Source organism: Rheinheimera texasensis DSM 17496, assembly GCF_000711985.1.
GTDB lineage: Bacteria > Pseudomonadota > Gammaproteobacteria > Enterobacterales > Alteromonadaceae > Pararheinheimera > Pararheinheimera texasensis.
This window is the reverse complement of the sequence record NZ_KL544007.1, coordinates 260,045-285,929: the sequence shown is the minus strand read 5'-3', so window position 1 is coordinate 285,929 and position 25,885 is coordinate 260,045. Positions and strand designations below refer to the sequence as shown.

25 protein-coding genes are annotated in these 25,885 nt (G+C 52.9%); 6 read left to right on the top strand and 19 right to left on the bottom strand.

Annotation, left to right across the window (positions count from 1 at the left end):
- Window positions 1-267 precede the first annotated feature (267 nt).
- Both zipA and smc read right to left on the bottom strand, forming a co-directional pair.
- Window positions 268-1,080, bottom strand: a complete 813-nt coding sequence (gene zipA / locus Q399_RS0120560) for a cell division protein ZipA (protein WP_031571931.1) — start codon at window positions 1,078-1,080, stop codon at window positions 268-270.
- Window positions 1,081-1,102: 22 nt separating this feature from the next.
- Complete coding sequence (gene smc, locus Q399_RS0120555) at window positions 1,103-4,558, bottom strand: chromosome segregation protein SMC (protein ID WP_031571929.1); 3,456 nt, start codon at window positions 4,556-4,558, stop codon at window positions 1,103-1,105.
- 136 nt (window positions 4,559-4,694) lie between these two features.
- On the opposite strand from smc, the gene cysZ reads away from it, so the two are divergent.
- Window positions 4,695-5,411, top strand: a complete 717-nt coding sequence (gene cysZ, locus Q399_RS0120550; protein ID WP_031571927.1) for a sulfate transporter CysZ — start codon at window positions 4,695-4,697, stop codon at window positions 5,409-5,411.
- 141 nt (window positions 5,412-5,552) lie between these two features.
- Window positions 5,553-6,512: an L-threonylcarbamoyladenylate synthase gene (locus Q399_RS0120545; RefSeq protein ID WP_031571925.1), complete on the top strand. Its 960-nt coding sequence runs from the start codon at window positions 5,553-5,555 to the stop codon at window positions 6,510-6,512.
- Between the two features lie 74 nt (window positions 6,513-6,586).
- On the opposite strand, the gene Q399_RS0120540 is transcribed toward Q399_RS0120545, so the two are convergent.
- Genes Q399_RS0120540 through Q399_RS0120520 form a run of 5 tightly spaced genes read right to left on the bottom strand, consistent with a single transcriptional unit; the run spans window position 6,587 to window position 9,968 of the window.
- Entirely contained in the window at window positions 6,587-7,228 is a 642-nt protein-coding gene (locus tag Q399_RS0120540) for a mechanosensitive ion channel domain-containing protein (protein WP_037046806.1), read from the bottom strand.
- A gap of 30 nt (window positions 7,229-7,258) precedes the next feature.
- A complete protein-coding gene (locus Q399_RS0120535) occupies window positions 7,259-7,759 on the bottom strand; it encodes a YcgN family cysteine cluster protein (protein ID WP_031571921.1) in 501 nt (166 codons plus the stop codon).
- Window positions 7,756-8,451 carry a fumarylacetoacetate hydrolase family protein gene (locus tag Q399_RS0120530; RefSeq protein WP_051686214.1) on the bottom strand — a complete coding sequence of 232 codons (696 nt, stop codon included), beginning with the start codon at window positions 8,449-8,451 and terminating at the stop codon, window positions 7,756-7,758. Before Q399_RS0120530 ends, Q399_RS0120535 begins: the two co-directional genes overlap by 4 nt.
- Window positions 8,452-8,461: 10 nt before the next feature.
- Window positions 8,462-9,649 carry a lytic murein transglycosylase gene (locus tag Q399_RS0120525; RefSeq protein WP_084164570.1) on the bottom strand — a complete coding sequence of 396 codons (1,188 nt, stop codon included), beginning with the start codon at window positions 9,647-9,649 and terminating at the stop codon, window positions 8,462-8,464.
- A gap of 34 nt (window positions 9,650-9,683) precedes the next feature.
- Window positions 9,684-9,968, bottom strand: a complete 285-nt coding sequence (locus Q399_RS0120520; RefSeq protein WP_031571914.1) for a YcgL domain-containing protein — start codon at window positions 9,966-9,968, stop codon at window positions 9,684-9,686.
- Window positions 9,969-10,136: 168 nt separating this feature from the next.
- Between Q399_RS0120520 and minC the strand changes: the two genes are divergently transcribed.
- Genes minC through minE form a run of 3 tightly spaced genes read left to right on the top strand, consistent with a single transcriptional unit; the run spans window position 10,137 to window position 11,935 of the window.
- Window positions 10,137-10,847, top strand: a complete 711-nt coding sequence (minC, locus tag Q399_RS0120515) for a septum site-determining protein MinC (RefSeq protein ID WP_031571912.1) — start codon at window positions 10,137-10,139, stop codon at window positions 10,845-10,847.
- Window positions 10,848-10,859: 12 nt separating this feature from the next.
- Window positions 10,860-11,669, top strand: coding sequence for a septum site-determining protein MinD (gene minD / locus Q399_RS0120510; RefSeq protein WP_031571911.1), 810 nt, complete (start codon window positions 10,860-10,862; stop codon window positions 11,667-11,669).
- Between the two features lie 2 nt (window positions 11,670-11,671).
- Window positions 11,672-11,935 (top strand): cell division topological specificity factor MinE, encoded by a 264-nt coding sequence (gene minE / locus Q399_RS0120505; RefSeq protein WP_031571909.1) that lies wholly within the window; start codon window positions 11,672-11,674, stop codon window positions 11,933-11,935.
- A gap of 66 nt (window positions 11,936-12,001) precedes the next feature.
- On the opposite strand, the gene Q399_RS0120500 is transcribed toward minE, so the two are convergent.
- The 6 genes from Q399_RS0120500 to Q399_RS0120475 all read right to left on the bottom strand — a co-directional run bounded on the left by Q399_RS0120500 (window position 12,002) and on the right by Q399_RS0120475 (window position 18,933).
- Window positions 12,002-13,363 (bottom strand): DUF4397 domain-containing protein, encoded by a 1,362-nt coding sequence (locus Q399_RS0120500; protein ID WP_031571907.1) that lies wholly within the window; start codon window positions 13,361-13,363, stop codon window positions 12,002-12,004.
- Between the two features lie 164 nt (window positions 13,364-13,527).
- Window positions 13,528-14,673 (bottom strand): ribonuclease D, encoded by a 1,146-nt coding sequence (rnd, locus tag Q399_RS0120495; RefSeq protein ID WP_031571905.1) that lies wholly within the window; start codon window positions 14,671-14,673, stop codon window positions 13,528-13,530.
- A gap of 111 nt (window positions 14,674-14,784) precedes the next feature.
- Window positions 14,785-16,437, bottom strand: coding sequence for a long-chain-fatty-acid--CoA ligase FadD (gene fadD / locus Q399_RS0120490; RefSeq protein WP_031571902.1), 1,653 nt, complete (start codon window positions 16,435-16,437; stop codon window positions 14,785-14,787).
- Window positions 16,438-16,634: 197 nt separating this feature from the next.
- On the bottom strand, window positions 16,635-17,510 hold the full coding sequence (locus Q399_RS0120485) for an alpha/beta hydrolase (RefSeq protein WP_051686213.1): 876 nt from the start codon (window positions 17,508-17,510) through the stop codon (window positions 16,635-16,637).
- Window positions 17,511-17,516: 6 nt separating this feature from the next.
- Entirely contained in the window at window positions 17,517-18,371 is an 855-nt protein-coding gene (locus tag Q399_RS0120480; protein WP_037046804.1) for a class I SAM-dependent methyltransferase, read from the bottom strand.
- Window positions 18,340-18,933 (bottom strand): Slp family lipoprotein, encoded by a 594-nt coding sequence (locus tag Q399_RS0120475; RefSeq protein WP_051686212.1) that lies wholly within the window; start codon window positions 18,931-18,933, stop codon window positions 18,340-18,342. Before Q399_RS0120475 ends, Q399_RS0120480 begins: the two co-directional genes overlap by 32 nt.
- A 382-nt stretch (window positions 18,934-19,315) precedes the next feature.
- On the opposite strand from Q399_RS0120475, the gene Q399_RS0120465 reads away from it, so the two are divergent.
- On the top strand, window positions 19,316-20,674 hold the full coding sequence (locus tag Q399_RS0120465) for an alkaline phosphatase (RefSeq protein ID WP_031571893.1): 1,359 nt from the start codon (window positions 19,316-19,318) through the stop codon (window positions 20,672-20,674).
- Window positions 20,675-20,704: 30 nt separating this feature from the next.
- On the opposite strand, the gene Q399_RS0120460 is transcribed toward Q399_RS0120465, so the two are convergent.
- The 6 genes from Q399_RS0120460 to Q399_RS0120430 all read right to left on the bottom strand — a co-directional run bounded on the left by Q399_RS0120460 (window position 20,705) and on the right by Q399_RS0120430 (window position 25,811).
- Entirely contained in the window at window positions 20,705-21,241 is a 537-nt protein-coding gene (locus Q399_RS0120460; protein ID WP_084164568.1) for a chalcone isomerase family protein, read from the bottom strand.
- On the bottom strand, window positions 21,228-21,767 hold the full coding sequence (locus tag Q399_RS21795; protein ID WP_051686211.1) for a DUF2878 family protein: 540 nt from the start codon (window positions 21,765-21,767) through the stop codon (window positions 21,228-21,230). The genes Q399_RS0120460 and Q399_RS21795 overlap by 14 nt, the downstream gene beginning before the upstream one ends.
- The gene (locus Q399_RS0120450; protein WP_031571885.1) at window positions 21,764-22,546 is read right to left on the bottom strand and encodes an SDR family NAD(P)-dependent oxidoreductase; all 783 of its coding nucleotides are present in this window, start codon (window positions 22,544-22,546) and stop codon (window positions 21,764-21,766) included. The genes Q399_RS21795 and Q399_RS0120450 overlap by 4 nt, the downstream gene beginning before the upstream one ends.
- Before the next feature lie 112 nt (window positions 22,547-22,658).
- Window positions 22,659-22,985: a hypothetical protein gene (locus Q399_RS21275; protein ID WP_157836363.1), complete on the bottom strand. Its 327-nt coding sequence runs from the start codon at window positions 22,983-22,985 to the stop codon at window positions 22,659-22,661.
- A 171-nt stretch (window positions 22,986-23,156) separates the two neighbouring features.
- Window positions 23,157-23,852 (bottom strand): tRNA (adenosine(37)-N6)-threonylcarbamoyltransferase complex dimerization subunit type 1 TsaB, encoded by a 696-nt coding sequence (tsaB, locus tag Q399_RS0120435; protein WP_031571882.1) that lies wholly within the window; start codon window positions 23,850-23,852, stop codon window positions 23,157-23,159.
- Window positions 23,853-23,864: 12 nt separating this feature from the next.
- Window positions 23,865-25,811, bottom strand: a complete 1,947-nt coding sequence (locus tag Q399_RS0120430; protein WP_031571881.1) for a DNA repair helicase YoaA — start codon at window positions 25,809-25,811, stop codon at window positions 23,865-23,867.
- Window positions 25,812-25,885: the final 74 nt, after the last annotated feature.

Here is a 25,885-nt window from a genome sequence, read left to right as displayed (position 1 = left end):
ACCTGTGGTTGCAGTCGCATCACCGCAGCTGCGTTACAACCATGGCCGGCAAGAACAGATCTGCCGGATATCAGCGTGACATTTTTGTGATATTTGCCTGACAAGTGCGAAGTTAAATGCGCCAGTAGAACCGAACACACCTCAACGAAAAAACAGCATCATGTGAACCGGCGAAAATTCGCTCCGAGATTTTCGCCGTGTCATCCTTTTCAGGATATAAAAAAACCGGCACATGGCCGGTTTTCACGATGTTTATAAGCGGAGCTATCAGCCGCGGATCAGTTGCTGACGCTGGAATTCGCGGATTTTCTCCACATAGTGCCGGGTCGTTTGCACGGTCAGCACACTGCGGGTGTTATCCAGCACCTGACCACCAAATTCGTCGGCTAGTTTACGGGCGGCGCTGTGCATCAGATTAAAGTTCTGCAGTGCTTCACCAGGCCCTGGCAATGTCATAAACAGGCTCAGACCACGAGTCTGCAATCTGTCCATTTCTTCTAAATCAAAAGTGCCCGGATTAAACATATTGGCCAGGCTGAACAGTACTCCGCCAGAGCCGGCGTTATCCAGATGACGGTGGAAAATGTTCATTTCGCCGTATTTAAAACCAAGCGTCAGAAGGCTTGGTAGCAACATAGCGCCGTTGATGTCCTGCCCTTCCGGTACCAGCACGTACAGGATCAGCACTTCGCTTGGGCCGTCATCCGCTGCTGCGGTTTCAGTGACCGGCTCAGCATCGTCAGATGCGCTGAATGATAAAGATGGCTCTTCATGCACCGGCTGCACTTTTTCGCGCTCTTCACGGAATTTTTTCGCCGGCTCGCGCAGACGGTCGCTGCGTGGCGCTACCGATGGCGTGGGTTTCGGCTGTGGTTTTTCACCCGGTGCCAGCTTGCGTTTCCTGCCAACACCGAATTCATCAAAACCTTCTGTAGGTTCACCTGAGGTTTTGTCTTCCGGCATATAGCGGCTCTGCGCCTGTTGCGACGCCTTGCGCGCCGACCACCAGCCATGCAATGCCAGACCAGCCATTGCCAGAACACCTAAGACTATCAACGCATAACGAAATTCTTCAGCCATTGTTTTTTGAACCTTTTAGTTATCAGGCTTGTGCCATTTTGACGGCATCTTCCACATCTACTGCAACCACTCGTGACACGCCGGGTTCCTGCATCGTCACCCCCATCAACTGAGCGGCCATCTCCATCGCAATTTTGTTGTGACTGATATAAATAAACTGCACGCTTTCTGACATCTCCCGGACTAAGTTACAGAAACGCCCGACATTGGCGTCGTCCAGCGGAGCATCGACTTCATCCAGCATACAAAAGGGTGCCGGATTGAGCCGGAAAATAGAAAACACCAATGATAAAGCGGTAAGCGCTTTTTCTCCACCGGATAATAAATGAATAGTACTGTTTTTTTTACCAGGGGGTCTCGCCATAATCGTCACACCGGTCTCTAACAAATCATCGTCCGTCAGGTCCAGATAAGCGCTACCGCCACCAAACACTTTCGGGAATAAGGTCTGCAAGCCTTCATTCACCGTATCAAAAGTGGCTTTAAATTTCTGCCGGGTTTCGCGGTCGATCTTTTTGATCGCGGTTTCCAGTGTTTCCAAAGCTGCAGTTAAATCATCATGTTGTAAATCCAGATATTTTTTCCGTTCATCCTGCTGATTGAATTCATCAATAGCCGCAAGGTTGATAGGCCCCAGCCGGCTTAAGGCTTCAGTGGTTTTCTCCAGATTATTTTGCCAGACCTGTTCCTGCGCATCGACGGGCAGGCTTGGCAGCAAATCTTTTAATGCCACCTGTTGCTCAGCCAATAAATCCAGCATGTTATTGGCGCGAACCCGAAACCCTTCGGCGTCAAGGCGCAGGTGCTCCATCTGCTTTTGCCGCGCTGCCAGCTGTTGCTGCGCGCCATGCTGGCCTTGTTCAGTCTGGCGGATTTGTTCGTCGATATGCTGCAGCTGCTGTTCGAGCTGCAATTTTGCCGCAGCAGCCTCGTCGCGACTTAAAATCAGCGCCTGCAGTTCTTCCTGGGCGCTGATGTCGGGTTCATCGAGTAGTTCCAGCTGGTCGGTCAGCACGCTCAGGCGTTCGCGCAGTTTTTGCTGTTGCGCACTGCTGCGGGCCAGATGCAGCCGAACTGCTTCTAACTGCCGTTCCAGACTGACCTGTTGCAGCCGCTGCTGGCTCAGTTGCTGGTTCAGTTGCTGTTCCTGCTCACGGCGCTGACGCAGTTGTAACTGAAACTGTTCCTGCTGCTGTTGCAGCTGCAGCTGCGTGTCCTGCTGTGCGACGACTTCGTCTTCCAATAGTGCCAGCTGCGCCTGTTGCTCCGCCTGTTGTTGCTGCCACTGCGAGATGTCGTGTTGCAACTGCTGACGCTGTGCCAGTAGCTCGCGCTGTTGCTGCTGTTGTTGCTCGAGGCGAAATTGGGTCTGTTGCAGTTGATTGAGGCTTTGTTGTAACTGCTGCTGAATCTCAGACGACGCCTGTCGGGATTCGCTGAGCCTTAAAGTGTCGCCGGTAAGCTCTGCTTCAAGCTGAGTGATGTCAGCAGTTCGCTGTTGCTGTTGGTCCTGCAGCAGCTGCTCTGCTTTGGCAAGGCTATCGAGCTGTTGCTGCAACTGCAGCGGATTTTGCCGCGCTTGCTGATCCGGCACTATCAGCCAGTTTGGCCCAAGCCAAAGCCCCTGCGGGGTTATCAATGACTGACCGGCACTGAGTTCGGGCTGAAGTTTTAGAGCTTCGGCGTAATTAGAGACACAAAAAATCTGCCAGAACTGCGCCGGGATGGTTTTACGCCCTTGTGGATCCGGTACCACCTGGTCAGCCAGAGTCGCTGTCCCGGCCGGTAATTCGGCGCTGCCAGCGACAGCTGGTCTCAGAGTGCTTTGTAACAAATGATGCTCAGGTGCAGTAGCCGGGAAACTGTCTGTCGCCTCACTAAAATTCAGCGCCTGCAACGCCACGGCAACCGCAATATCCCAGCCGGTATTGATAGTCAAAGCCGGTAGCAAGGGTTGTTCGGCCTGCAGCCTAGCCAGTTGCTGCGTCAGCGCTGCAGTCTGTTGTGCCAGTGCACTGAGTTCAAGTTCAGCGGTTTTGCGCGCCAGCTGCGCTTGCTGCAGGGCTGTCTGGATACTCACTAGTTGTTGCTCTTGCTGCGTAACTGCAGAAGTTGCAGCCTCAGCCTCTTTTTGCAACTGTTGCTGCTGTTGTTGCAGCACCGACAAATCTTCCTGTAACAGCTGCGGAGTTAGCACCTGCAGCTGCTGTTGCAGGCGCTCGTCCTGCTGCTCTGCCCTATCCATCTGCGCTTGCAAATGCTCGGTCGATAGGCGTAGCTGTTGTTGCCGCTGCGCCAGTGCAAACAGCTGCTGTTGCATCTGCTGATAAGCTTGTTGGCTGTCAAGGCCCTGCTGCTGCGCCGCTTCATACGCCTGCTGCAATTCCTCATGCTGTTGCTCGAGCAATTCGAGTGCCGGCGCCCCTTCGAGCAGCGCACCTTCTAATTCCGCCAGTTGCAATTCTTCAGCAGCCTGCAAATCCAGACCCTGCTCGATGTCATTTTGCAGCTGACGTTTTTCATCATGAATTTGCTGACGACGGCTGCGTTGATGCAGTTGTTGCTGCTCCAGCGCGGTGATTTGGCTGCCGAGCTGATAATACTGTTGTTGGCTCTGCGCCAGGCTGTCGCGCAGACTTTGTTGCTGCTGCTTCAGAGTTTCCAGCACGCGGAATGCGCCGGAACCTTCTGCCATAAACTGTTGATATTCGGTTTCAAGCGCAGCTAATGCCTGTTCAGCCTGCTGCAGCTGCTCGTTAAAAAAGTACCAGCGAAGTGTGGTCAGTTCAGCTTTTAACCGTCGCTCTGTGGCTTTTAGTTCTTTATAGCGCTCGGCAGTGGCGGCCTGACGGCGCAGTTTATCGAGGTTTTTGCCGAGTTCTTCCCGTACGTCACTCAAGCGGTCCAAATTGTCGCGGGTATGGCTGATGCGGGTTTCGGTTTCGCGCCGGCGTTCTTTGTATTTGGAGATGCCGGCCGCTTCTTCGATAAACACTCTTAAATCCTGCGGCCTGGATTCAATCAGTTTGGAGATCATGCCCTGTTCGATGATGGCGTAACTGCGCGGGCCCAAGCCTGTGCCTAAAAAGATGTCGGTGATATCTCGGCGGCGGCATTTACTGCCGTTGAGGAAATACAAAGATTGCGCATCGCGGGTGACCAGCCGTTTGACGGAAATTTCACTGCGATCGGCCAGACTGCCCTGCACCCGGCCTTCGGTGTTTTCAAACACCAGTTCGACCGAGGCCTGTGATACCGGCTTGCGCTGTGCAGAGCCATTAAAAATCACGTCGGTCATCGCATCGCCGCGCAGGTTTTTCGCGCTGCTTTCTCCCAGCACCCAGCGCACTGCGTCGATCACATTGGATTTACCGCAGCCGTTTGGCCCCACCACACAGGTCATCGCCGTTGGAAACGGCACCAGGGTCGGGTCAACAAAAGACTTAAAACCGGCAAGTTTGATCTGTTTAAGGCGCATGCCTGATGAGTGAAAACCGCTCTGAAGGTTCACAGACTGTAACAAAATGAGGTATAGCTGTCACGGCAAAACTATTGCAGATCAAGCCATTGCCAAATAAGCTCTGGCCCAACAGGCATCAAGCAGGAGTCTCTTTATGCATTATTTTTTCCAGGGCCTCAGTTTACTCAGTACCAAAGGGCTGCGACGTTATGTGCTGATCCCACTAGGCATCAATCTCATCCTGTTTGCTGGGGCGTTTTTTTACCTGATCCAGCAAGTACAAGGCTGGGTCAATCACCTGATGGGCTGGGTGCCGGACTGGCTCAGTTTCCTCGAATATCTGCTGTGGCCGGTGCTGGTGCTGAGCGTCGTACTTTCTTTGGCCTTTGCTTTTACCATGGTAGCGAATTTTATCGCCGCGCCTTTTAATGCGCTGCTCAGTGAAAAAGTTGAATTGCACCTGACCGGACAAGCGTTGCCGGAACAAGGTTTTGCCGCCTTTATGAAAGATGTGCCGCGGATGCTCGGCCGCGAATGGACCAAGTTTCTGTATTGCCTGCCGCGCGCTCTGGTGTTTTTACTGGCGTTTTTCTTTTTACCGCTGATTGGTCAGTTGCTGTGGTTTTTATTTACCAGCTGGATGATGGCCATTCAGTACTGCGACTATCCGTATGACAATCACAAAGTGCCGTTTCACACCATGCGCCAGCAACTGCGTGGTGACTTAACCGGCAGTTACAGCTTTGGCATGACGGTCGCGATTGGTAGCATGGTGCCATTTTTAAACTTACTGGTGATGCCGATCGCAGTCTGTGGTGCGACAGCCATGTGGGTGGATCGTTACAAAACGGCGCATTACGCCGGGCGCTGAGCCGCCGCCATGAAGACGAAAGCCCGCATTTGCGGGCTTTTTGTTGTCTGTCGCAGTTGAAGTTCTAAGTCTGTGCCACTCTGCTTTCTGAGCGGCTTCTATTTGCGCTATAATGCGCGGCCATTTTTTCAGGACGCCATTATGACCCAACTGTTATCTGCCTTGACCGACACCAAATTGGCTGCCGAGTTACTCAGCGCCGGTGAGCTGGTCGCAGTGCCAACAGAGACAGTCTATGGCCTGGCCGCTGATGCCAGTAACCCGGATGCCGTAGCAAAGATTTTTGTCGCCAAAGGCCGCCCGGCCAATCATCCGCTGATTGTGCATATCGGCGATATCGCCAGACTCAGCGACTGGGCGCGGGATATTCCACCGCAGGCAGTTTTACTGGCCAAAGCCTTCTGGCCCGGCCCGCTGACACTGTTATTACACAAAGCCGATGCGGTAAGCCCGGTCGTCACCGGCGGCAAAGACAGTATCGGCATCCGCATGCCGGCTCATCCGGTGTTGTTATCCTTACTGCAGCAGACTGGCCTTGCGGTCGCAGCACCTTCAGCCAACCCGTATAAAAAATTAAGCCCAACCAGCGCCATGCAGGTGATGGCCGGCCTAAACGGCCGCATCGCCGCTGTGCTGGATGGTGGTGACTGCAGTGTGGGCCTGGAATCCACTATCGTTGATTTGACTTCGGACACCCCACAAGTGCTGCGCGCAGGCCCCATCAGCGCTGGCGAACTGGAAGCTGTGCTTGGCGTGCCGGTCAGTACGCCAAAATCACACAACGTTGCAGTGCCGGGCAATGTCAAAGCGCATTACCAGCCAGGCAAACCACTGAAAATATTCCCAAAAGATGAATTGCTAGCTGCGCTACAACCAAACGCTGACGAAGTGATTTGTCTGTATCAAAGCGAAGAACTTGCGGCTTTAAAGTTGTCACAGAGCCGCCAGTTACCGCAAGATAAAGCCGGCTACGCCCGGTTGCTGTACCGGGCTTTGTTTGAAGCCGACGCGCTGCCAGGCCGCCAGATTTATCTGGAACAACCGCCACAAACGCCGGAGTGGGATGATGTCAACGACCGGCTGCGCCGCGCCTGCAGCTAAGTCAACCGACAGCAAGTTACAGCGCAAGTGCTGCGTTGCTGATATTAAAAAACCGCCAAACGGCGGTTTTTTGCTTAATTGACAGACTTGAGCTTTTGCCGCTGTTTCAGCGCCAGCTCGCGTTTGGCATGCCAACGCTCGGCAGATTTCACCAGCTGGGTTTTGCAGTGCTGCTGCTCTTTAACAAACACCGGCCGCGACACTATCAGGTTGTTCGGATACACCACACACTCACCTTCTTTGGTGCGAAGCGTGGTCGAAAACAAATTCACTTCTTCAATAGTGCCTTCAATGGCATTGCTGCCATCAACGATTTTCACGGTACGGCCCTGCGCAAAAGTCGACTGGCCGAGCAAAATAAAAAACGCTGTGATGTTACTGAGTAAACTCCAGGCGGCGAATAAGGCGACACCCACCACCGCAATCATGGAGGAAGCCAGTACCAACAAGCCTTTGATGTCGATGCCCCAGATAATACTGAGCACAACCACCAGCAATAAAAACAGCAGGATATGGAATACCACCATAGCGCGGCGGTTCATTTCCTCTTTCAGCATAGTCGCCGCGATAGTGCGGTAGATAAAAGGCGCAATACGGCGGCTCAGCACTGCATAGAACAGTAATACAATGCCGGAAACAATCAGCTGGGCAATTTCCGGTTTGTAGTGCTCAGTCAGTGTTTTGACTTCAGTGATCCAATTCAGATTGGCGTCCATCACTTGGTTTAAGCTCCTTGATTCTGCCGGTTAGTCCAGGTCATTCAGCGGCCAGGTCACGATATGATCTTCAAAATCATTAATATGCACCGCGCGCTCGGAAATGGTTTTATTGCGTACCGACATTTGTTTTTTGTGCATCAGGCTTTTTTTGCCGCCGTTTAACAACGGATGCCAGCTCGGTAAACCACGTCCTTCCTGCAAACGACGGTAACTGCAGCTGGTTGGCATAAAGAAAATGTCTTTCAGGTTCTCTTTGGTCAGTTTGACGCAGTCCGGCACCAGCACGGTTCGCAACTCGTAGCAGTCACATTCGCACTTATTGCTGTTCAGATACTGACAAGCAATATTGGTGAAATGCACTGTTTCGCCTTCGCGGATAAAGTCAGTCGGACCTTCGGCCTCTTCATCTTCATCGTCGATAAATTTATTCAGACAACATTTGGCACAGCCGTCACACACCGCTTCCCATTCAGCGTCGCTCATTTCCATCAGGGATTTGGTTTCCCAGAATTTTTCTGCAAGGCTCATACGCCGCTCCGTAAGGCCAGCGCCGGGCTTTGACTCACCTGGCTCTGAACCGAAAAATAATTATCTAACGTCAACTTTAGCTGGTCGCCGACGATTAAAGGCCCGACGCCGGCCGGTGTGCCAGTCAATACGATGTCGCCCGGCTGCAGGCTGAACCAATCAGACATTTCACTGATCATCTGTGCGATACCGCGGATCATCAAGCGCGCATCGCCAGTCTGGCGCCGTTCTCCGTTGACATCGAGGCTGAAGGTCAGCGCCTGTGCGTCAGCAATTTGCGCTGCCGGGACAAAACCTGCAACTGGGCAAGCGCCGTCAAAGCCTTTGGCAATATCCCAGGGCCGACCTAATTTTTTTAATTCTGCCTGCACGTCGCGCAAGGTTAAATCCAGCGCCAGGCTATAACCCCAGACTGCATCCAACACTTGTTCCGGCGTTACGGCCGTTAATGGCTTACTGATTAACACCGCAATTTCAGTTTCGTTGTGTACTGAACCGCGGTCCTGCGGGATGCTCAAAGGCGCACTGAAATGGCGCAGCGCTGTGGCAGGTTTTAAGAAAAACAGCGCATCCGGTGCGGTTTTGCTGTTCATCTCGGCGATATGGTCCTGGTAGTTTTGCCCGATACAAATCACTTTACCAACAGGTAAATCAATAGGTTGCCCTAGTACGTTCTGGTGTTGATACTGCATCAGAGCTCCGTCATTTCGCTGTTTTTTGCGTTGATTTAGCCGCTTTTTTACCTGCGGGGGTGGCGACAATTTCGTCGGCCAGATAACCAACACTGCTGACGAAATAATAGGATCTGTTCCAGTGCATCAGCACCTGATAATTCGGGTAGGCCAGATAAGCCCGGCCGTCTTTGTCATCCGGCATCACCACTGCGGCTTTGAGCGCCGACTTTGGCAGCGGCGAACCATCAGCCAAACGCACACCGAGTTTTTGCCATTGGCTGAGCGGTAACTCGCGCTCCCGCCACCAGTCTAACCACTGCGCGCGGTCTTTACTGCCTTTGGGAATAACCCGGCTGTAATCAAAATTCTTCGGTAAACGCACCTGCCGACCCCAGCTCTGGCCGTTATGCCAGCCTTCAGTTTTCAGATAACTGGCAATAGACGCAAAAGCATCGCGTCTGTTAGTCCAGATATCTTTGTGACCATCACCGTCGCCATCCTGCGCGTATTTGATAAAAGCGCTTGGCATAAACTGGGTATGGCCCATAGCGCCGGCCCAGGAGCCTTTCATATTGGCAAATTTGACATGGCCTTCACGCAGAATATCCAGCGCCAGGAAAAACTCGCGGCGAAACATCTCTTCACGCCGGCCTTCATAGGCCATAGTCGCCAACGCCGATGGCACTGAATAATTGCCGGTGATACGGCCAAAGGCACTTTCCAGGCCCCACAGCGCCACGATAAACCGTGCCGGCACGCCATATTGCGCACTGATGGGCGCCAGTTCCGCCTGATACTTCTGATAAGCCTCGCGCGCCATTTTGATGCGTTGGGCATTGACGCGCTTGGGTAAATAAGTATCTAAAGTTTCGACAAATTCGGGCTGACCTTTGTCGGCCTTGACCACAGTGTGGTGAAATTTCAGCGTCGGAAATACTTCATCCAACAAAGCTTTTGGATAACCAGCTGCTTCCGCTTGCTGACGCAGACCTTTGACATACAACTGAAAACCGGCGGCGTTTTTTTCGCTGGTATCAGGTTGGGCTGCTGCGGTAGTTTTCGCGCTGTCGCCTTTCGCTACGCCTGTTCTATTGACAGCAGGCTGATTGGCTGCGGGTTTATTTGCAACGGCCGCTTTATGTGCGGCGGCGCTGTCGCTGGTACCGGCATGACTACAGGCGGTGACCGTGCCGGCCAACAGCGTTACAAGAATCATTCTGTTCAACAACTCATCCTTTTTGAAAACAACGTCACTGGCGGTTCTGACTGTCCAGCCAGTTCTTATGTTCCTTTAACAAGTCTTCCGGCGGCGGTGGCAACTGCAGGTAATAACCGTGGTCAGTCAGCATTTGCCGCACTTTGACAAGGTCGGCACCGGCCAATGTGGCGCGACTGGTCAAATCCAGCACGGTCACCAGCTGCGGGGTACCAAAAGTCGCCAATAAAGCCGGCGGCACCTGACTGAAATCGTCCCGGCGCAGCACATACAGGTAAGTTTCAGGTTTTTTCGGGCTCTTATAAATTGCGCTCAGCATGGCAGAAATTCTGTTCCGGGTAACTTGCCTAACAAAGGCGCAGACTATACCATGAAGCGCTAAATCTGCGAACCGATGCCCGGCGGGTAAAACCGGAAAAACGTCGCTCCGGCGTTTGACGAAATTGGCGCGGACCACCCTTTTTCAACTTTTTTGCACATGGCTGTTATGTCTGAACCAAGCATCGAACTCAAAGGCAGTTTGTTTCCTTTATCTGTGTTGTATTGTCAGGATTTTTCTGTCGCCACGCTGCGACAGGAACTCAGCAATAAACTGGCACAGGCGCCCGGCTTTTTTACTCAGGCTCCGGTGGTCATAAGCGTCGAAAATTGCACGCAAACGCCTGACTTCGCCGCCATCAAGCAGTTGTTCATCGAATTACAGCTGGTACTCGTCGGTGTTTGTGGCGCCGACGCCACAATAAAAAAAGCTGCGCATGCGGCTGGTCTTGCCGCACTGCAGCCACCGAAGGCCGGTAAAACAACAGAGCCGGCCAAACCGGCAGCGCCTGCGGCCCCAACAGCACCGGCCGCACCGACGGTGATCAGTGCAGACAACAAAACCATCGACGGCAATATCCGATCCGGTCAGCAGATTTATGTCAAAGGCGCCGATTTAATCATCCGCGGTACTGTCGGTGCAGGCGCGGAAGTCATCGCCGATGGCAATATTCATATTTACGGTGCGCTGCGTGGCAAAGCGATTGCCGGCGCCGGCGGCGACGCCTCGAAAAAGATTTATTGTTACAATATGCAACCCGAGTTAATCTCGATTGCCGGTAACTATTGGTTAAGCGATACCCTGCAAGGCGACTACTGGGGCAAACCAGTCTGTATTGGCTTGCAGGACGGACAGTTAATGTTGGCAGATTTATTCTAAGGACTTTGTGCTATGGCAAAAATTATAGTGGTGACATCAGGTAAAGGTGGTGTCGGTAAAACCACAACCAGCGCGGCGATTGGTACTGGCCTGGCTCTGAAAGGTCACAAAACCGTCATCGTCGATTTTGATATCGGCTTGCGTAATCTGGACCTGATTATGGGCTGTGAACGTCGCGTTGTTTTCGATTTCGTCAACGTGATCAACGGTGAAGCCAACCTGAAACAGGCGCTGATTAAAGACAAACGTTTAGAAAATCTGTTTATTCTGCCGGCCTCACAAACCCGTGATAAAGACGCGCTGCATAAAGAAGGCGTCGAGCGCGTGCTGAATGAACTGTCTGACGAATTCGATTTTATTATCTGTGATTCACCAGCCGGTATTGAATCCGGTGCCATGATGGCGCTGTATTTCGCCGATGAAGCTATTGTGGTGACTAACCCTGAAGTGTCTTCAGTGCGCGATTCAGACCGTATTCTGGGCATGTTATCCAGCAAATCCCGCCGTGCCGAACAAGGCCTGCCGGGTATCAAAGAACATTTATTGTTGACGCGTTACAACCCGGAGCGCGTGCAAAAAGGTGAGATGCTAAGCGTCGATGACGTCAATGACATTCTGGCGATTAAATTATTAGGCGTGATCCCGGAATCTCAGGCCGTGCTGAACGCATCGAACTCGGGTCAGCCGGTGATCCTCGATGCTGACAGTGACGCCGGTCAGGCATACCTCGACACAGTGTCCCGTTTGTTAGGTGAGGACGTTGCGTTCCGCTTCCTGAACGTGGAGAAAAAAGGTCTGCTGAAACGGATCTTCGGAGGTTAATCATGTCGTTACTCGATTATTTCCGTTCCTCAAAGAAAAACACAGCGTCAACCGCGAAAGAGCGGCTGCAGATCATCGTGGCGCACGAACGTCGCCGCCGCACCAGCCCGGATTATTTACCACAGCTGGAGCGCGACATTCTGGAAGTGATCCGCAAATATGTTGATATCGCGGATGATCAGGTCTCAGTGACCTTGGAGAAAAGCTCGGATGAGCTGTCGGTGCTGGAATTAAACGTGACTTTCCCGGAAGACAAACGCGGTTAATCGGTTTTGCAACATACAAAAGGGCAGCTTTGGCTGCCCTTTGTTTTTTCTGCAGGCAAGTGCTGCTTAAGGGTTAAAATCATCCAGCAGAATCAGACCAGGTGCAGCGCCGGCAATACCGTCCCTCGCCACAGCGGTATAAATTTTATTGCCCGCCAGTTCCAGCTGGACCGGCCCAATCGCTGCGGTTTTGCTGCCGGTTGGTGTGACGGTGACCACATAGCTGCCCGGTTTTAAATTGACATAACCAGTCTCAGCCATAAAAGGCACGTCTTTAAAGGCTGGCGTACTGTTGCTGATGTCACGGCTGGCAGTGACATAAATGTCGACCTTACCGGCAACAGTCGAGGCATGCGCTATCCGCACTTGTGCCGATGTGGCGACGCGGCGCGGCGTGTCAGCCAACACCCAGGGCTTGATGCTGTTTGCAGCTAAAGAACCGGTCGCCAACACGGTTGCAAAATTACCAGCTGCTAAATTCAAATCCGCGTTAATAACCACGACAGAGTTGTCAGCATTGGCAGCAACTTTGACGTTATAGTTGCCTGGTGTCAGCTGCGCATAGCCGGTGAAATCAGGAAACTTCAGCGCTGTGATGGCTTTGTTGTTGTTCAGCAGCACATCCACGGCGGGAGCATCCGCTACTGCATGCACCACTCTGACTGCAGAAGTGCTGTTGATGTCTTTGATATCGCCGGTAGCACCGGTTGGGTCGACCGTTAATAACGATACTGGTGAAGAGCCAGCGAAGCGGTTATCAATAGCGGCCACCTGCAAATTGGCGCCGGCCGGAATAGCCACAGTGCCGGAATCAAACACGACTGTTGCCGGCGCACCGGCTGGTGTGATCCGGATGCGATAGTCCCCGGCGGGCACAGATACTGCACCGGTGAACTGCTTAAACGGCAAAGTAGCGGTCACTGTACTGCTGCTCAGTGCGGCGGTTGGCGCGGTCAGATGCACATCCACAGTCGGCGCACCAGCAGCAGCATGCACGACTTGCAATAAGGCGTTGCCGGCGGTCGGTGCGCTGTCCGGCGCATTGACTAGCAAAGCACTGAGGCTACCATCGGCGACTTTGCCAACCGCATAAGCACTATAAGTCTGACCGGCCATAAAAGTTAACGAAGGCGTCAAAACCGGCGTGGTGCTGTTATCCGGTAGAATCGCGCTGACGGCAAGGCCGAGACCTGTCGCCGGTACTTTGACTGCACTGCTGGCTTTGCCAAAAGCAACATTACTGACATTAAAAGCATCGCCGGATGTGGCATTGACCGCTGGCGCATCGACCGCGGCATGCACCAGTTTCAGGCTGACTGTTGGCGTAGCAACAACCGGTGCAGCATCGTCGTTGTCGCTACTGCCACAACCACTGAGCCCCAGTACCGCGCCTAAAGCTAAGACGGTTAAAGAGTTTTTCCATTGCATGTTCTGATCCTCTATTGTGAAAACCAGACTGCATACGCAGCGACAAACATCCAGAGATCAATAAAATGAATGCAATTAAATGAAGGGTTTAGTCGAAAAAATGCGCTGAACCAAAATAAAAAACGCCGCGTATACGCAGCGCTTTTTAGCCGGATCAACCTATGTTAAATCAGTGCCTGTACTTGCGGCGGCACCGGCAAATAAGGCAATAAAATCTCGCGTCGCCAGCCACCTAAAAATTCCGGCAGCGGCAATAGTTGACGCTCTTCTTCAGTGACGCGCCAGCACCAGTTCAGATATTCATTGAGCTGGCGTTTCACCGACAAAATTTCCGCCGGGATACCGGCAGCAACCGCTGCGGCCTTTATCGCGTCACTGAGTTGCTGCTGCACTTGCTTGTAGCCGGGGAAAATGTCCAGATGATAAAAAGTCTGTGGCAGCTCAACCGGCGCCAGCGCTTTGGCTTCGCGGATAAACTGCAACCAGAGCTGGCCGTGGCGGCGCAATTCCCTGCCCTGCATACCTTCAATCTGGCTTAATGTTTCCATGCTTTGTGGCTTACGCCGTGCCAGCTCGTATAACACCGCGTCTTTTATCACCAGCGATAAGGCTAAATCTTTCTCAACGGCATACTGACTGCGCCAGGCGCAGAAAGTGCGAAGTATCGCCAACTCACGCGGGCCAAACTGCCAGCTGTTTTTTAATTCCAGATATTTTAGTGTCGGCGGCATCTCGCGTTGACGCCGTTCGATGAGCGAACGGCCTTCTGCCAGCAGAATGTCACGGGCGCGCGCACTGGGTAACGCGGCTAATAAGGCCGGCGTGAGCTGCAGTAAATACACCACATCGTTGGCAGCGTACTGTAACTGCGTCTCAGCCAATGGCCGGGCCAGCCAGTCAGTGCGGGATTCGGTTTTGTCGACCACGACGCCCAGCATCTGCTCAACCAGCCGGGCATAACCCATACTGCCGCCCCAGCCGATGATTTCCGCTGCAAGCTGTGTATCCAACAGCGGCGTGATTTGTTCAATGCCGACCGAAGCCAGCGCTTCTAAATCTTCAGTACAGGAATGCACCAGCTTCAGCACCGCCGGATTGGCTAACAACACAATCAGTGGCTGCCAGTCTTTGATGCATAAAGGGTCAACCAACACGACACTGTTGCCGTCGTTGAGCTGGATAAGGCCGAGTTTCGGCAATAAGGTATTGGTGCGGATAAACTCAGTATCAAGCGCCAGATAAGGGGCTTGCGCTGCTTTGCTGCAATAAGCCGCGAGCGCAGCATCCTCAGTCAGCATTTGATAATTCATGGTTTAATCCTTCTATACAGCAGCGCATCATCGACAGCACGTCATCAATACAGAAACGCATGCATTGTTGCAAAAAAAAACCGCCTGACGGCGGTCTTTTTCGGCTGATGATCAGCCTTTTAATTCCCGGCGCAAGATTTTACCCACGTTGGTTTTGGGCAACTCTGTGCGGAATTCTACCAGCTTCGGTACTTTATAACCTGTTAAACGTTCTTTGCAGTGAGCGATCAGTTCCTGATCGGTCAAACTTTGGTCTTTTTTCACGACAAAAATTTTCACTGCTTCGCCGGTGGCTTCGTTGGGCACGCCAACAGCGGCCACTTCCAGCACTTTGTCGTTCATCGCCACGACTTCTTCGATTTCGTTTGGATAGACGTTAAAGCCCGATACCAGGATCATGTCCTTTTTCCGGTCGACGATATAGAAGAAGCCCTGCTCGTCCATCCGCGCGATGTCACCGGTATAGAGCCAGCCGTCTTTCAGTACTTTGTCGGTTTCATCGGGCCGGTTCAGATAACCACGCATCACCTGCGGCCCTTGCACCAGCATTTCACCGGCTTCGCCCGGCGCCACTTCAGCCCCGTTATCATCAATTAATTTGATGTGAGTAGACGGGGCCGGCAAACCGATACTGCCGTTAAAGCCATCCAAATCAAAGGGGCTGACAGTCACCAGCGGTGCGCATTCGGTTAAACCATAGCCTTCAACCAAGCGAGTTTTGGTGACTTTCTGCCAGCGCTCAGCCACCGGTTTTTGCACCGCCATGCCACCGCCTAATGACAATTTAAGCTTGCTGAAATCAAGCTCAGCAAAACCCGGACAGTTCAGCAAACCGTTAAATAACGTGTTGACGCCGGTAATAGCCGTGAACGGATATTTACCCAATTCTTTGACAAAATTGGGCATGTCACGTGGGTTGGTGATGAGCAGATTAGTACCGCCATACTTCATAAATGTCAGGCAGTTCGCGGTCAGCGCAAAGATGTGATACAGCGGCAGCGCGGTGACAATAAACTCTTTGCCGGGATTTAAAATAGGCCCGATACAACCGGCCACCTGTTCCAGGTTCGCCACCATATTGCGATGGGTCAGCATGGCGCCTTTGGACACGCCGGTGGTACCGCCGGTGTATTGCAGAAACGCCAGGTCTTCACCTACTACTTCAGGTTTGTGATATGCCAGCCCCTGTGCGTCCGCCATCAGTTGCTTGTAATGGATAGCGCCGGGCAGCTGATAAGCTGGGATCATTTTTTTGACGTGTTTAACAACAAAATTGACGATGCTGCCTTTGAGCAGGCCCAGCATATCGCCCATTTTGGTCAAAATAATGTGGTCAAGCTTCACATTGGCGCGCACTTCAGCCAGCGTGTGGGCAAAGTTTTCTACAATAACAATGGCTTTGGCCTGCGAGTCATTGAGCTGATGCTGCAATTCCCGCGGTGTATAAAGTGGATTGACGTTGACAACGGTACAACCGGCACGCAAAACCCCTAATAACGCCACCGGGTATTGCAGCAGGTTTGGCATCATAATGGCGACCGCATCGCCTTTTTTCAGCCCCAGTTTTTGCAGATAAGCAGCGAAAGCCTGACTGTGCTGGTCCAGCTCCCGATAGGTGATAGATTTGCCCATATTGATATAAGCAATACGGTCGGCATAAGTGGCAATGGATTGTTCAAAGATATCCACTAACGAACTGTAGTGATCGGCATTGATTTCTGCCGGTACGCCAGGCGGGTAACGCTTTAACCAGACTTTCTCCACCTTCGTCTCCTCGTCATTTTTCTATTTGTTTTTATAGGTACGTTCACCGCGTTATGCAAATAAACAGCAGCATATTTACATCCGGCAGCGACTTCTGAGTTTTTACTCTAATCCTCAATCATCCCACAATTTTTTCTGATATACAATGCGCCCGCAGTCCGTGCATTGTCGACAATCTACACAGTCAATATATCGATTTATACCAGCTGTGCTGACACAAACCGACGAATTTCATTGGCGCAAAAAACAGCATCTGTCATATGCAAATGATGACCACCCGGGCACTGCACCAGCTTAAGCTGCGGATAATCGACCTGAAATTGCTGAGTTGCATGGAGGATCTCGCTGGGGCTTTGCGCTGACATCAATGCCAGTACCGGACATTGCAGATTGCGGATCACCGCCCGCGCCTGTGCGTCAGACATACGAAATGCCGACACTTCGCGTAATTTCACATCGGCACGCCAGCTAAAGCCGGCCGCAGTCGGTTCACAGCCACGCTCAGTCAGCAGCATGGCCGTAGCAAGGTCAAAATCACTTTGTTGCTGCCGCGCAGTTGCAGCCTCAGCCTGCGTGGCGTATTGCGGCTTTTGCTTTTGATGACTTTGCAGACGGGAAATGACGGCTTTGCGCAGCTGTATCGCTGTCTCGGCCGGCGTTGTGGTCATCAGGCCTAAACTATCAACCAGCACCAGCTTGCTGACCAGCTCCGGAAAACTCGCCGCCAATACAGTCGCAATCATGCCGCCCATAGAGTGGCCGATGATAATGAGCTGCTGCCAGCCTTGCTGCCGACATAAAGTCGCAATATCTGCAACATAATCAAAAAGATAATAATGGGCGTCGGCACTGCGGTGGCTGCTGTGGCCATGCCCGGCCAAATCCAGCGCTAACAGTGGCAGTTCTGGCAAGGCGCTAGCAAGCGGCAAAAACGAATTGGCATTGTCAAGCCAGCCGTGTAGGCACAACACCGGTTGCGAAGGTAACTCCAACTGAGGGGCAGCGCGCCATCCAGCCAACGTCAGGCCGGATGGCAGCTTAAATTCAACAGCAACAGGCGCGGTCAAAGCCAATTTGTGTCACTGTGCTGCAGGTACAGGTTTAACAAAACGCAGCGTCATGCGGTCGCTTTCGCCTATTGCCAGATAACGCGCTTTGTCTTGTTCGCCCATCGCCAGCGTCGGTGGCAGTGCATAAACCCCTTTCGGGTAGTTTTTGGTATCCAGCGGATTAGCGTTGATTTCAGACCGCTCGGCCAGTACGAAGCCAGCCTGTTGCGCAACCGAAATCACATAATATTCATCGAGATACCCCTCACCAGCCCGGCTGGAGATCTCAGACAGCCGGCTGGAACGATGTTCAACCAAGCCCAAAGTACCGCCGGGTTTTAATGCATCAAACAAAGCACGGTACACATCGAGCAGATAACCTGCTTCATTCCAGACGTGCGAATTGCGAAAACTCAGCACCATGTCGTAATAATTGACCTGCCCCAGCTGCATCATCGCCGGCGGGTCAAACTCCAGTGATTTCACTGTGCCAAAATGCTGCGGTTTTTTGCGGATGTCCGCGTCAAGCCGCGCGGAAAGCTTGGCCCAGAAGATTTTCTTATCATCTTCCAGCGTGCCATCGTTACGACGGAAATTGGCAATGGTCAGTTCGCCGCGCTCTTTGAGATACGGCGCCAGAATTTCGGTATACCAGCCACGCGCCGGCCATATTTCCAACACTTTCATCTCTGGCTGCAGACCAAAAAAACCCAGAGTTTCCGCCGGATGACGGTATTGATCCCGGGCTTTGTTCTCTGCACTGCGTTGTGGCGCATCAATCCACTGCTGTAAGCCAGCCGGCACTGCCGCTTGGGCCTGCGCAACCGCGCAGCACAACACAAATAAAACTGATTTAACGCTGTTGCGAACTGGGCTGTTGTACATCTGCCGGGCCTTGTGTTGGAGTTGCACCTGTTGGAATTGTTGTTCTGATCCGCATGCCGGGGCCATAACCCCAATACGGATAAGGTCCACGCCACAACGGCCAGGGTTCAACTTCTACCCGGGTAGTTTCCTGTTGTTTTGGCCATAAATACACCGCTGACGCCTGGATCACCGGGTAACTATATTGAAACTGGTCAACTTTACCGGCTTCAAAAGGACTAAGCTGACCAAGGACTGTAACTTGCTTGCCGGGTTGATACACCACCGGGTCCAAAAAGCCTTTGGCATAAGCGACAAACCGGCCTTCGGTATCTTTATCAGTCTGCGGCCGGCCATGCGAACCGCTGGGGAAATAAACAATCTCAAGCCGGGTGTTCTGGCTATTATTTTGCACTTTGGCAATCACACCGCTCCAGCGTGCCGGGCCCTGGGTCAGGCCTGCTTTGACTGTGGCCGGAAAACTGACCAGCGTGGTTTCATCGGCTACCCGCACGGGTTCCGGGTAACTGGCACAGCCCCCCAGCACCAATAATGAACTGAAAAGGATCGGGATTAGTTTCATACGACGTCAGACCCTGTGAAGACACTGCAATATGCTGCAGTACACTGCTACCACTGCTCAGTGCGCGCTGAGCACCTCTATTGCCGCTTTTGCAAACGATTGCGCCACTTGACTGTTGGACCATTTGCAGGAACCGGCCTTGATTCGACCCAGCGTCCGCCTGCAAAGTTGCACTGCAGCAAATATTTTTGTCATAGCACAATATGTCAGAGCCTTGCCGCACGCAAGAGCAGCGATAAAGTTCTTGCGGGTCATGAATTTGTCATCTGCCGCAGCCAGACTCACACTAATCGCAGTTGTTGTCTGAACCTGTGCTGCGCCCCTACAATAGCGAAGCTTCAGCAATTGCTGATATGAATCTCCCAACTTCTGGCGGACTGATATGACAAAAACTTCACTGGCGGTGCTGGCCGCTCTGTTGCCTGCTTCTGCAATGGCTGCTCCGAAAAACATCATTTATATGATTGGCGACGGCATGGGCCCGGCGTATTTGTCTGCCTATCGCTATTACATGGATGACCCGGCGACCAAAGCAGTGGAAGCAACCATTTTTGACGAGCTGTGGGTCGGTGTCGCCACCACTTATCCGGATGACGATACAATTGTCACCGATTCTGCCGCTGGCGCGACCGCGTTGTCGACCCGTCACAAGAGCTACAACGGCGCCATTTCCGTCGACCACGACCACAACAAACTCACCACTATGCTGGAAATTGCCAAACACCAAGGCAAATTAACCGGCGTTGTCGCCACGGCGCAAATCAACCACGCCACGCCGGCAGCATTTATTGCCCACAACAAAACCCGCAAAGCCTATGACGAAATTGCCAACGATTATTTTGACAATAAAGTCGATGGCAAATTTGTCGCAGATTTAATGTTTGGTGGCGGGGCCAGCTATTTTGAGCGTAAAGATCGCAACCTGGCCAAACAGTTCAAACAGGCCGGTTATCAATATGCCAACAGCTGGCAGGACTTTAACAACATCAAAGCCTTGCCTGCGCTGGCTTTATTAGCCCCGGTAGGTTTCCCAAGTACACTGGACAATCCGGTGCAACAGCCGCTGGTACAGATGACGGAAAAAGCGCTGAAGTTGCTCAGCAGTTCAGAAAAAGGCTTTGTCGTGATGATCGAAGGCAGTCAGATTGACTGGTGCGGTCATGCCAACGATGTCGCCTGTGCGATGGCAGAAATGCATGATTTTGGCAATGCCATCAAAGCAGCCAAAGCCTTTGTTGACGCCAATCCGGATACCTTGTTAGTGATCACCGCCGACCACGAAACCGGCGGGCTGTCACTCGGCGCTAACGGCATTTACGCCTGGAACCGGGATGTAATTAAAGCAGTGAAACAAACGGGCCCGGTACTGGCCAAATCACTGGTCAAAGCCAAAACGGCCGAGCAACAACAAGTCTGGCTGGCGCAAACCGGTTTAAAGTTAACTGATATCGAATGGCAGGCGCTGAGCCAGCAAATCAACCAATTGGCGCCGGTTTATGCAAACAAAGACTGGAGCAAAGAAGTGGATGTGCTGGAAGCTGAAGCAGATTTACTCGAGCCTTTAGCGAAGCAAGCGAAAAAGCTCATTGATAAATACTCTAACACCGGCTGGACCAGCGGCGCCCATACCGCCATCGACGTGCCGGTGCTGGCCTATGGCAAAGACGCACAGCAATTTGCCGGCTTCCAGGACAACACAGCGATTGCCAGCAAGCTGCTAAATTTTATTGAGAAAAAATAACAGGCATGCACTTAAAACAAAACGGCAGCATCAGCTGCCGTTTTTGTTTCGACCAAGCAGTGCAATGCGTAGCTTCGGTGCCGTGGTTTTTTCTCCGAGCCAGATATCGAGAAATTCTGCCCCGAAGGCCGGATCTTCAACCAGACCAAGTGGCTGGCCGTTAAAACTGAACTCCACCAAGCCATCGGCGCGTAATAAGCAGGCCAGCCTGTCGCCTTTTTTCACGTCGCGCCACAGCTTATCCAATTGCGCCGCCCAGTCGCGATGGCGTTGCTGCAGGCTACCTTGTTGTGCTTTCCATTGATCCAGAGTCGCTTCGACAAAATCGGCTTTGCTGATGTCACGTTGGTAGGTCAGCTCCAGCAACAGTGGTTTGTTCTGCTGATAGCTGAAAAACTGGCCGTCGCTGGTTGCCAACCTCGCCTGATACAGGTCCCAGAACAAATAACTGAACTGGCCTTCGCCGACGGTTTTGAGGGCTGTGACGGACGGCGCTTCGTCCGCCTGCGATGGTAAAGACAACAAAGCAAACAGCACGCCCGCTGCGATCAAACTAGATTTGCGCATCAAGACCTCCTTTGAGCCGTTGCCACCACCAAAGCTCGGCGTGACGTGCCCACAACAACAAAGCGGCCCAGGCTGGCGCCATAATCAGCCAGAACCAGGCCTCTGTCATGATCTGTAAACTGTTACTCAGTTGTGCGCCGCCCCAATACGCCAGCGGGCCACCCAGCAAACCGAATAAAGCTACAGCCAGTGGCCGCTGTAAAAACGGCGAAAACACCAGCGACCAGAACAGACTGAACCAGCCCCACAGAAGCACCAGCCAAAATGGCAGCCAGACTGAATCAAACTGAAATACGCCGCCCGCCAGCAGCAGCGTATCGAGCAGCAATCCCGAGCCCCACAGCGTGAATACCGTCAGACGCTGCGCCGGTTTGAGCTGCCACAACCACCAGATCAGCAAAAACAGCACTAGTGTTGCGCTATGCATCGGCTGCAGTACTAAACCAAGCCAGCCGGCTTTAAACAGCAGCAACTGGCGCCAGCCCGGTTGTTCCGGTCTGAACCATGGCTGTAAAACGCTGTTCATGATGGAGACCCAGCGCGTGCATGAGTTTGCGCCTGGCGCGCCATCCGCGCCGCCAGCTGTTGTCGCAGCCGATATGGCAGCAAATTCAGCAGCTTCAGGCTCCAGGTCAGCCGGCGCGGGAACTGCAGTCGCACGCGGCCAAGTGCTAATGCACGATAGATCCGGCTGGCCGCGTCAGCACTGCTCAATAAAAACGGCATCGGGAAATCATTTTTTTGCGTCAGTGGCGTGTCGACAAAACCGGGTTCAATTAAACAAACCTGAATGGGCGTGTGCGCCAAATCGACGCGCAAACTGTCGGTGAAATAGCTAATGGCAGCTTTACTGGCGCCATAAGCTTCGGCCCGGCCAAATGGAAATAAGTGCGCCAGACTGCCGACGATGGCGAGTCTCGGAGTGCTGCTGCGCAGCAACAAAGGTAACCAGGCTTTGGTGCAGGCCACTACGGCCAAAACGTTGAGATTAAATGTGCGTTCGAATGAGCCGAGATTTAAATCTTCGGCTTCGACATATTCGCAGGTGCCTGCATTCAGGATCACCTGATCAAGCCGGCCGTAACGGGCAGATAACTCGGCAGTCGCGCCAGCGAGCTGCGCACTGTCGGTTAAATCCACCGGCAAGATATCAATCCCGGCATGTTCATGTCGCAGCTGCTCCAGCAACACCTGGCTGCGCGCCAGGGCGACGACCTGCCAGCCGCTACGGGCAAACTGCAACGCCAGCGCCCGGCCAAGGCCAGAACTTGCACCGGTAATTAAACAAACAGATTGGGTCTGCATCACAAATCCCGTGAGTGGTTGTTGTGATCAGTTACGACAAATGGCGACAGTTGGATTGATCAGGCGGTGAAAAACCGCTGACACACAGAAAAATGGAAAAATCAGCCGGTGATCAGGCGTAAACATCAACTGCAAACATTTGCTGCAGTTGCTCGCGTTTATCCTGACTGGCGAAAGATTGATAGGCGGAGATGGCTTTTTGCTGACGCTGGTCCGGTGCGTCGTAACTGGCGCGATTTAATTGCTCAGTGTCGAGCAGCGCCATCACTTCGGCAGAGCTTTTGACACCCTGCCCTTGCGGCGTGGCGTTTGGCGTATTTTGGGCAGAACTTTGCGACGGACTTTGCGTGGCGTCTTTCAGTGCGCGCGGCCCAACGCCGCCATTGACCTGACGCAGGCCATTGGTGCGATTGAGATCCTGACTGAAGGTCACTGCCATAGCAAATTCCGACTGAAAAACCAGCACTATTTTTTGGCATTATAACCAGAAAACCGGAGTTGCCAAGCACTAGTTAAAAATGGCTACATCCCTTGTGCAGCAGGGCTTACAGCCCGATAAAAAGCGGCAAAAAGTTGCCGCTTTTTATCGTTTTGGCAACACGAAACCCGCTTAACGCCCCGGCAGTTTTTGCCAGGTCACTTCATCACGCACATAGACAGGTTCAGCCAGTTCAGCGGCGACAAATAACTGCTGCTGCCAGGCCGGGACCGCCAGCGTCAGCATATCCTGCGCCGACGGCAACAACACTTGGTCACTGATCTTAAGCTGCGTATCAGAAGCCCACTGCAAAAAAACGTCGCGATAGGTGACAAGACCAGTGCCAACCGCGCAGATTTCGCCAGCTAAAGTCAGCGGCGGCAACTCAGCTGGTTTGCGCGCCAGTTCCTCGCACACCGGTTGCATCAGACCATCGGCGCTTTGCTGATAAAGCGCCAGATACACTTCCGCCATCCTGGCATCAATGGCTGCAATGACTTGCTTCGCCTGATGCAAGCGGACCGCAGCCTGCGCCATGGCCTGTAAGGTCGAAACGCCAAACACCGGTAAATCTGCGCCAAAGGCCAGGCCCTGGGTCACGCCGACGCCAATCCGCACCCCGGTAAAACTGCCGGGGCCCCGGCCAAACACAATACCGTCGAGCTGATTTAGCCCAAGGCCTGATTCGGCGAGCAGCTGCTGCACCATCGGTAAAATGCGTTTGCTGTGTTGCTGCGGACAAACTTCATCCAGCGTCAGCTTTTGGCCGTCATATTGCAGCGCCACCGAACAGGCTTCGGTGGAGGTATCCAGCGCCAGTAATTTCACATCAAGCTCCTGTTATGCTTTGGACGGCTCAGAGCCACTTTTAGCGTGGATCGCCGTTAAAAATTCGATTGCAGCCTGCGGGCTGCGGCTGCGGCGCATCGGCGGCAGCGATTTTAAAAATACTTCGCCATAAGGCCGGCTGACCAGCCGGTTGTCGGCAATCACCAGCACACCGCGGTCGGACACGTCACGAATCAATCGGCCGACGCCTTGTTTTAACGTAATGACCGCCTGCGGCAACTGCACCACGGCAAAAGGGTCTTGCCCGGCCAGGCGCGCATCTTCACTGCGAGCCTGCAGCAGCGGTTCATCCGGCGAGGCAAAAGGCAATTTATCGATAATAACCAAACTTAAAGTGTCACCGCGCACGTCCACGCCTTCCCAGAACGAGCCGGTGCCGAGTAACACTGCGTGTTTGAGCTGGACAAACTGCTCCAGCAATACGCGTTTGCTGGTACTGCCCTGCACCAGGACCGGCAGGCGGATATAGTCCGGCAGCTGCTGCGCCATCCACTGCAACATCCGGTGGCTGGTAAAGAGGAAAAAACACCGGCCTTCGTTGGCTTCAATCAGCGGCACTGCCAGTTGTAACAGCGCCTGTGCCATTTTTGCATCTGTTGGTTCCGGCAGATAACGTGGCACCAGTAACATCGCCTGATTCGGATAATCAAATGGGCTGTCGAGCTGCAACGTGCGCGCCGCGCCTAAACCCATCTGGCGGGTGAAATGGTCAAAACCACCATCGACCGACAAAGTCGCTGAGGTAAAAACCCAGCAGCGCGGCTGGTCAAACACTAATTCCTGAAACTTATCGGCGATCGACAACGGCGTATAATGCAGGCTGATATGGCGTTTACTGGTATCAAACCAGAAACTGATGCCGGTTTTATCGACATCAAGTAATTTTTCCAGCCGGTTGCGCAGCAGTGCCAGCCGCTCATAACAACTGTCGACTAAATCCGAGCGGCCCAGGCTGCCTTTGAGTACCTGATAGAGCATCTGCATCACGTCGCTGATGCGGCTCAGTGCTACTTTTTGTTCAGCCTTCTGGAACAGATCACGCCAGTTGCCTTTTTGTGGGTCTTCCGGCAACAGCAAACGCCAGTCTTTGGTCAGGCTGGCCAGCTTTTCTGCGGTTTTCGCCAGCTGCGGATGGTCGCGCAGCTCAGTTTTACAGGCGATTTCAATATCACGGCACAAATCCAACAGCACCGAACTGGAAAAAGTTTCACCAAAATAATCGCTGGCGATATCAGGAATTTGGTGCGCTTCGTCAAAAATCACCACGTCCATGCTCGGCAGCAATTCGCCAAAACCGGTGTCTTTTAATGCCATGTCGGCGAAAAACAAATGATGGTTCACCACGACCAAATCGGCATTCATCGCTTTTTTGCGCGCCTTGAGTAAATAACATTCTTCGTAATCCGGACAATCTTTGCCGAGGCAATTGTCGGTGGTGCTGGTGACATAAGGCAACGCTTTGGAGTCTTCGGCGATATAGGTCAGTTCGCCGATGTCGCCGCTCTGGGTCTCATTCGACCATTTTTTAATCAGGCTCAGGTCCTGAATCAGCGCTGCATCCTGCACCGGTACATGCTGATAATGCTGGGTCAGGCGAAACGTGCATAAATAGTTGCTGCGGCCTTTCAACAGTGCAGTCGCCACCGGCTGCGCCAAGGCGGACTGAATTCGTGGTAAGTCACGTAAATACAGCTGTTCCTGTAGATTTTTGGTTCCGGTCGACAAAATGACTTTTTTACCGCTGAGCAGTGCCGGCACCAGATAAGCGTACGTTTTTCCGGTGCCGGTGCCCGCTTCGACCACTAAAGCTTTGCCATCGCGAATGCTGTCGCAAACAGCACTTGCCATTTCGAGCTGCGCATCACGCGAGCGAAAGCCGATAATGGCTTTTTCCAGCGCGCCACCTGGTCCAAAGGCTGCTTTGACTTCAGCCTGCATCAGCGGCTCCGTGTACCGAATAGGTCAGCGCAAAAGCGAAACATGGCAATAACAAAGCAGTCAACAAGCTGACT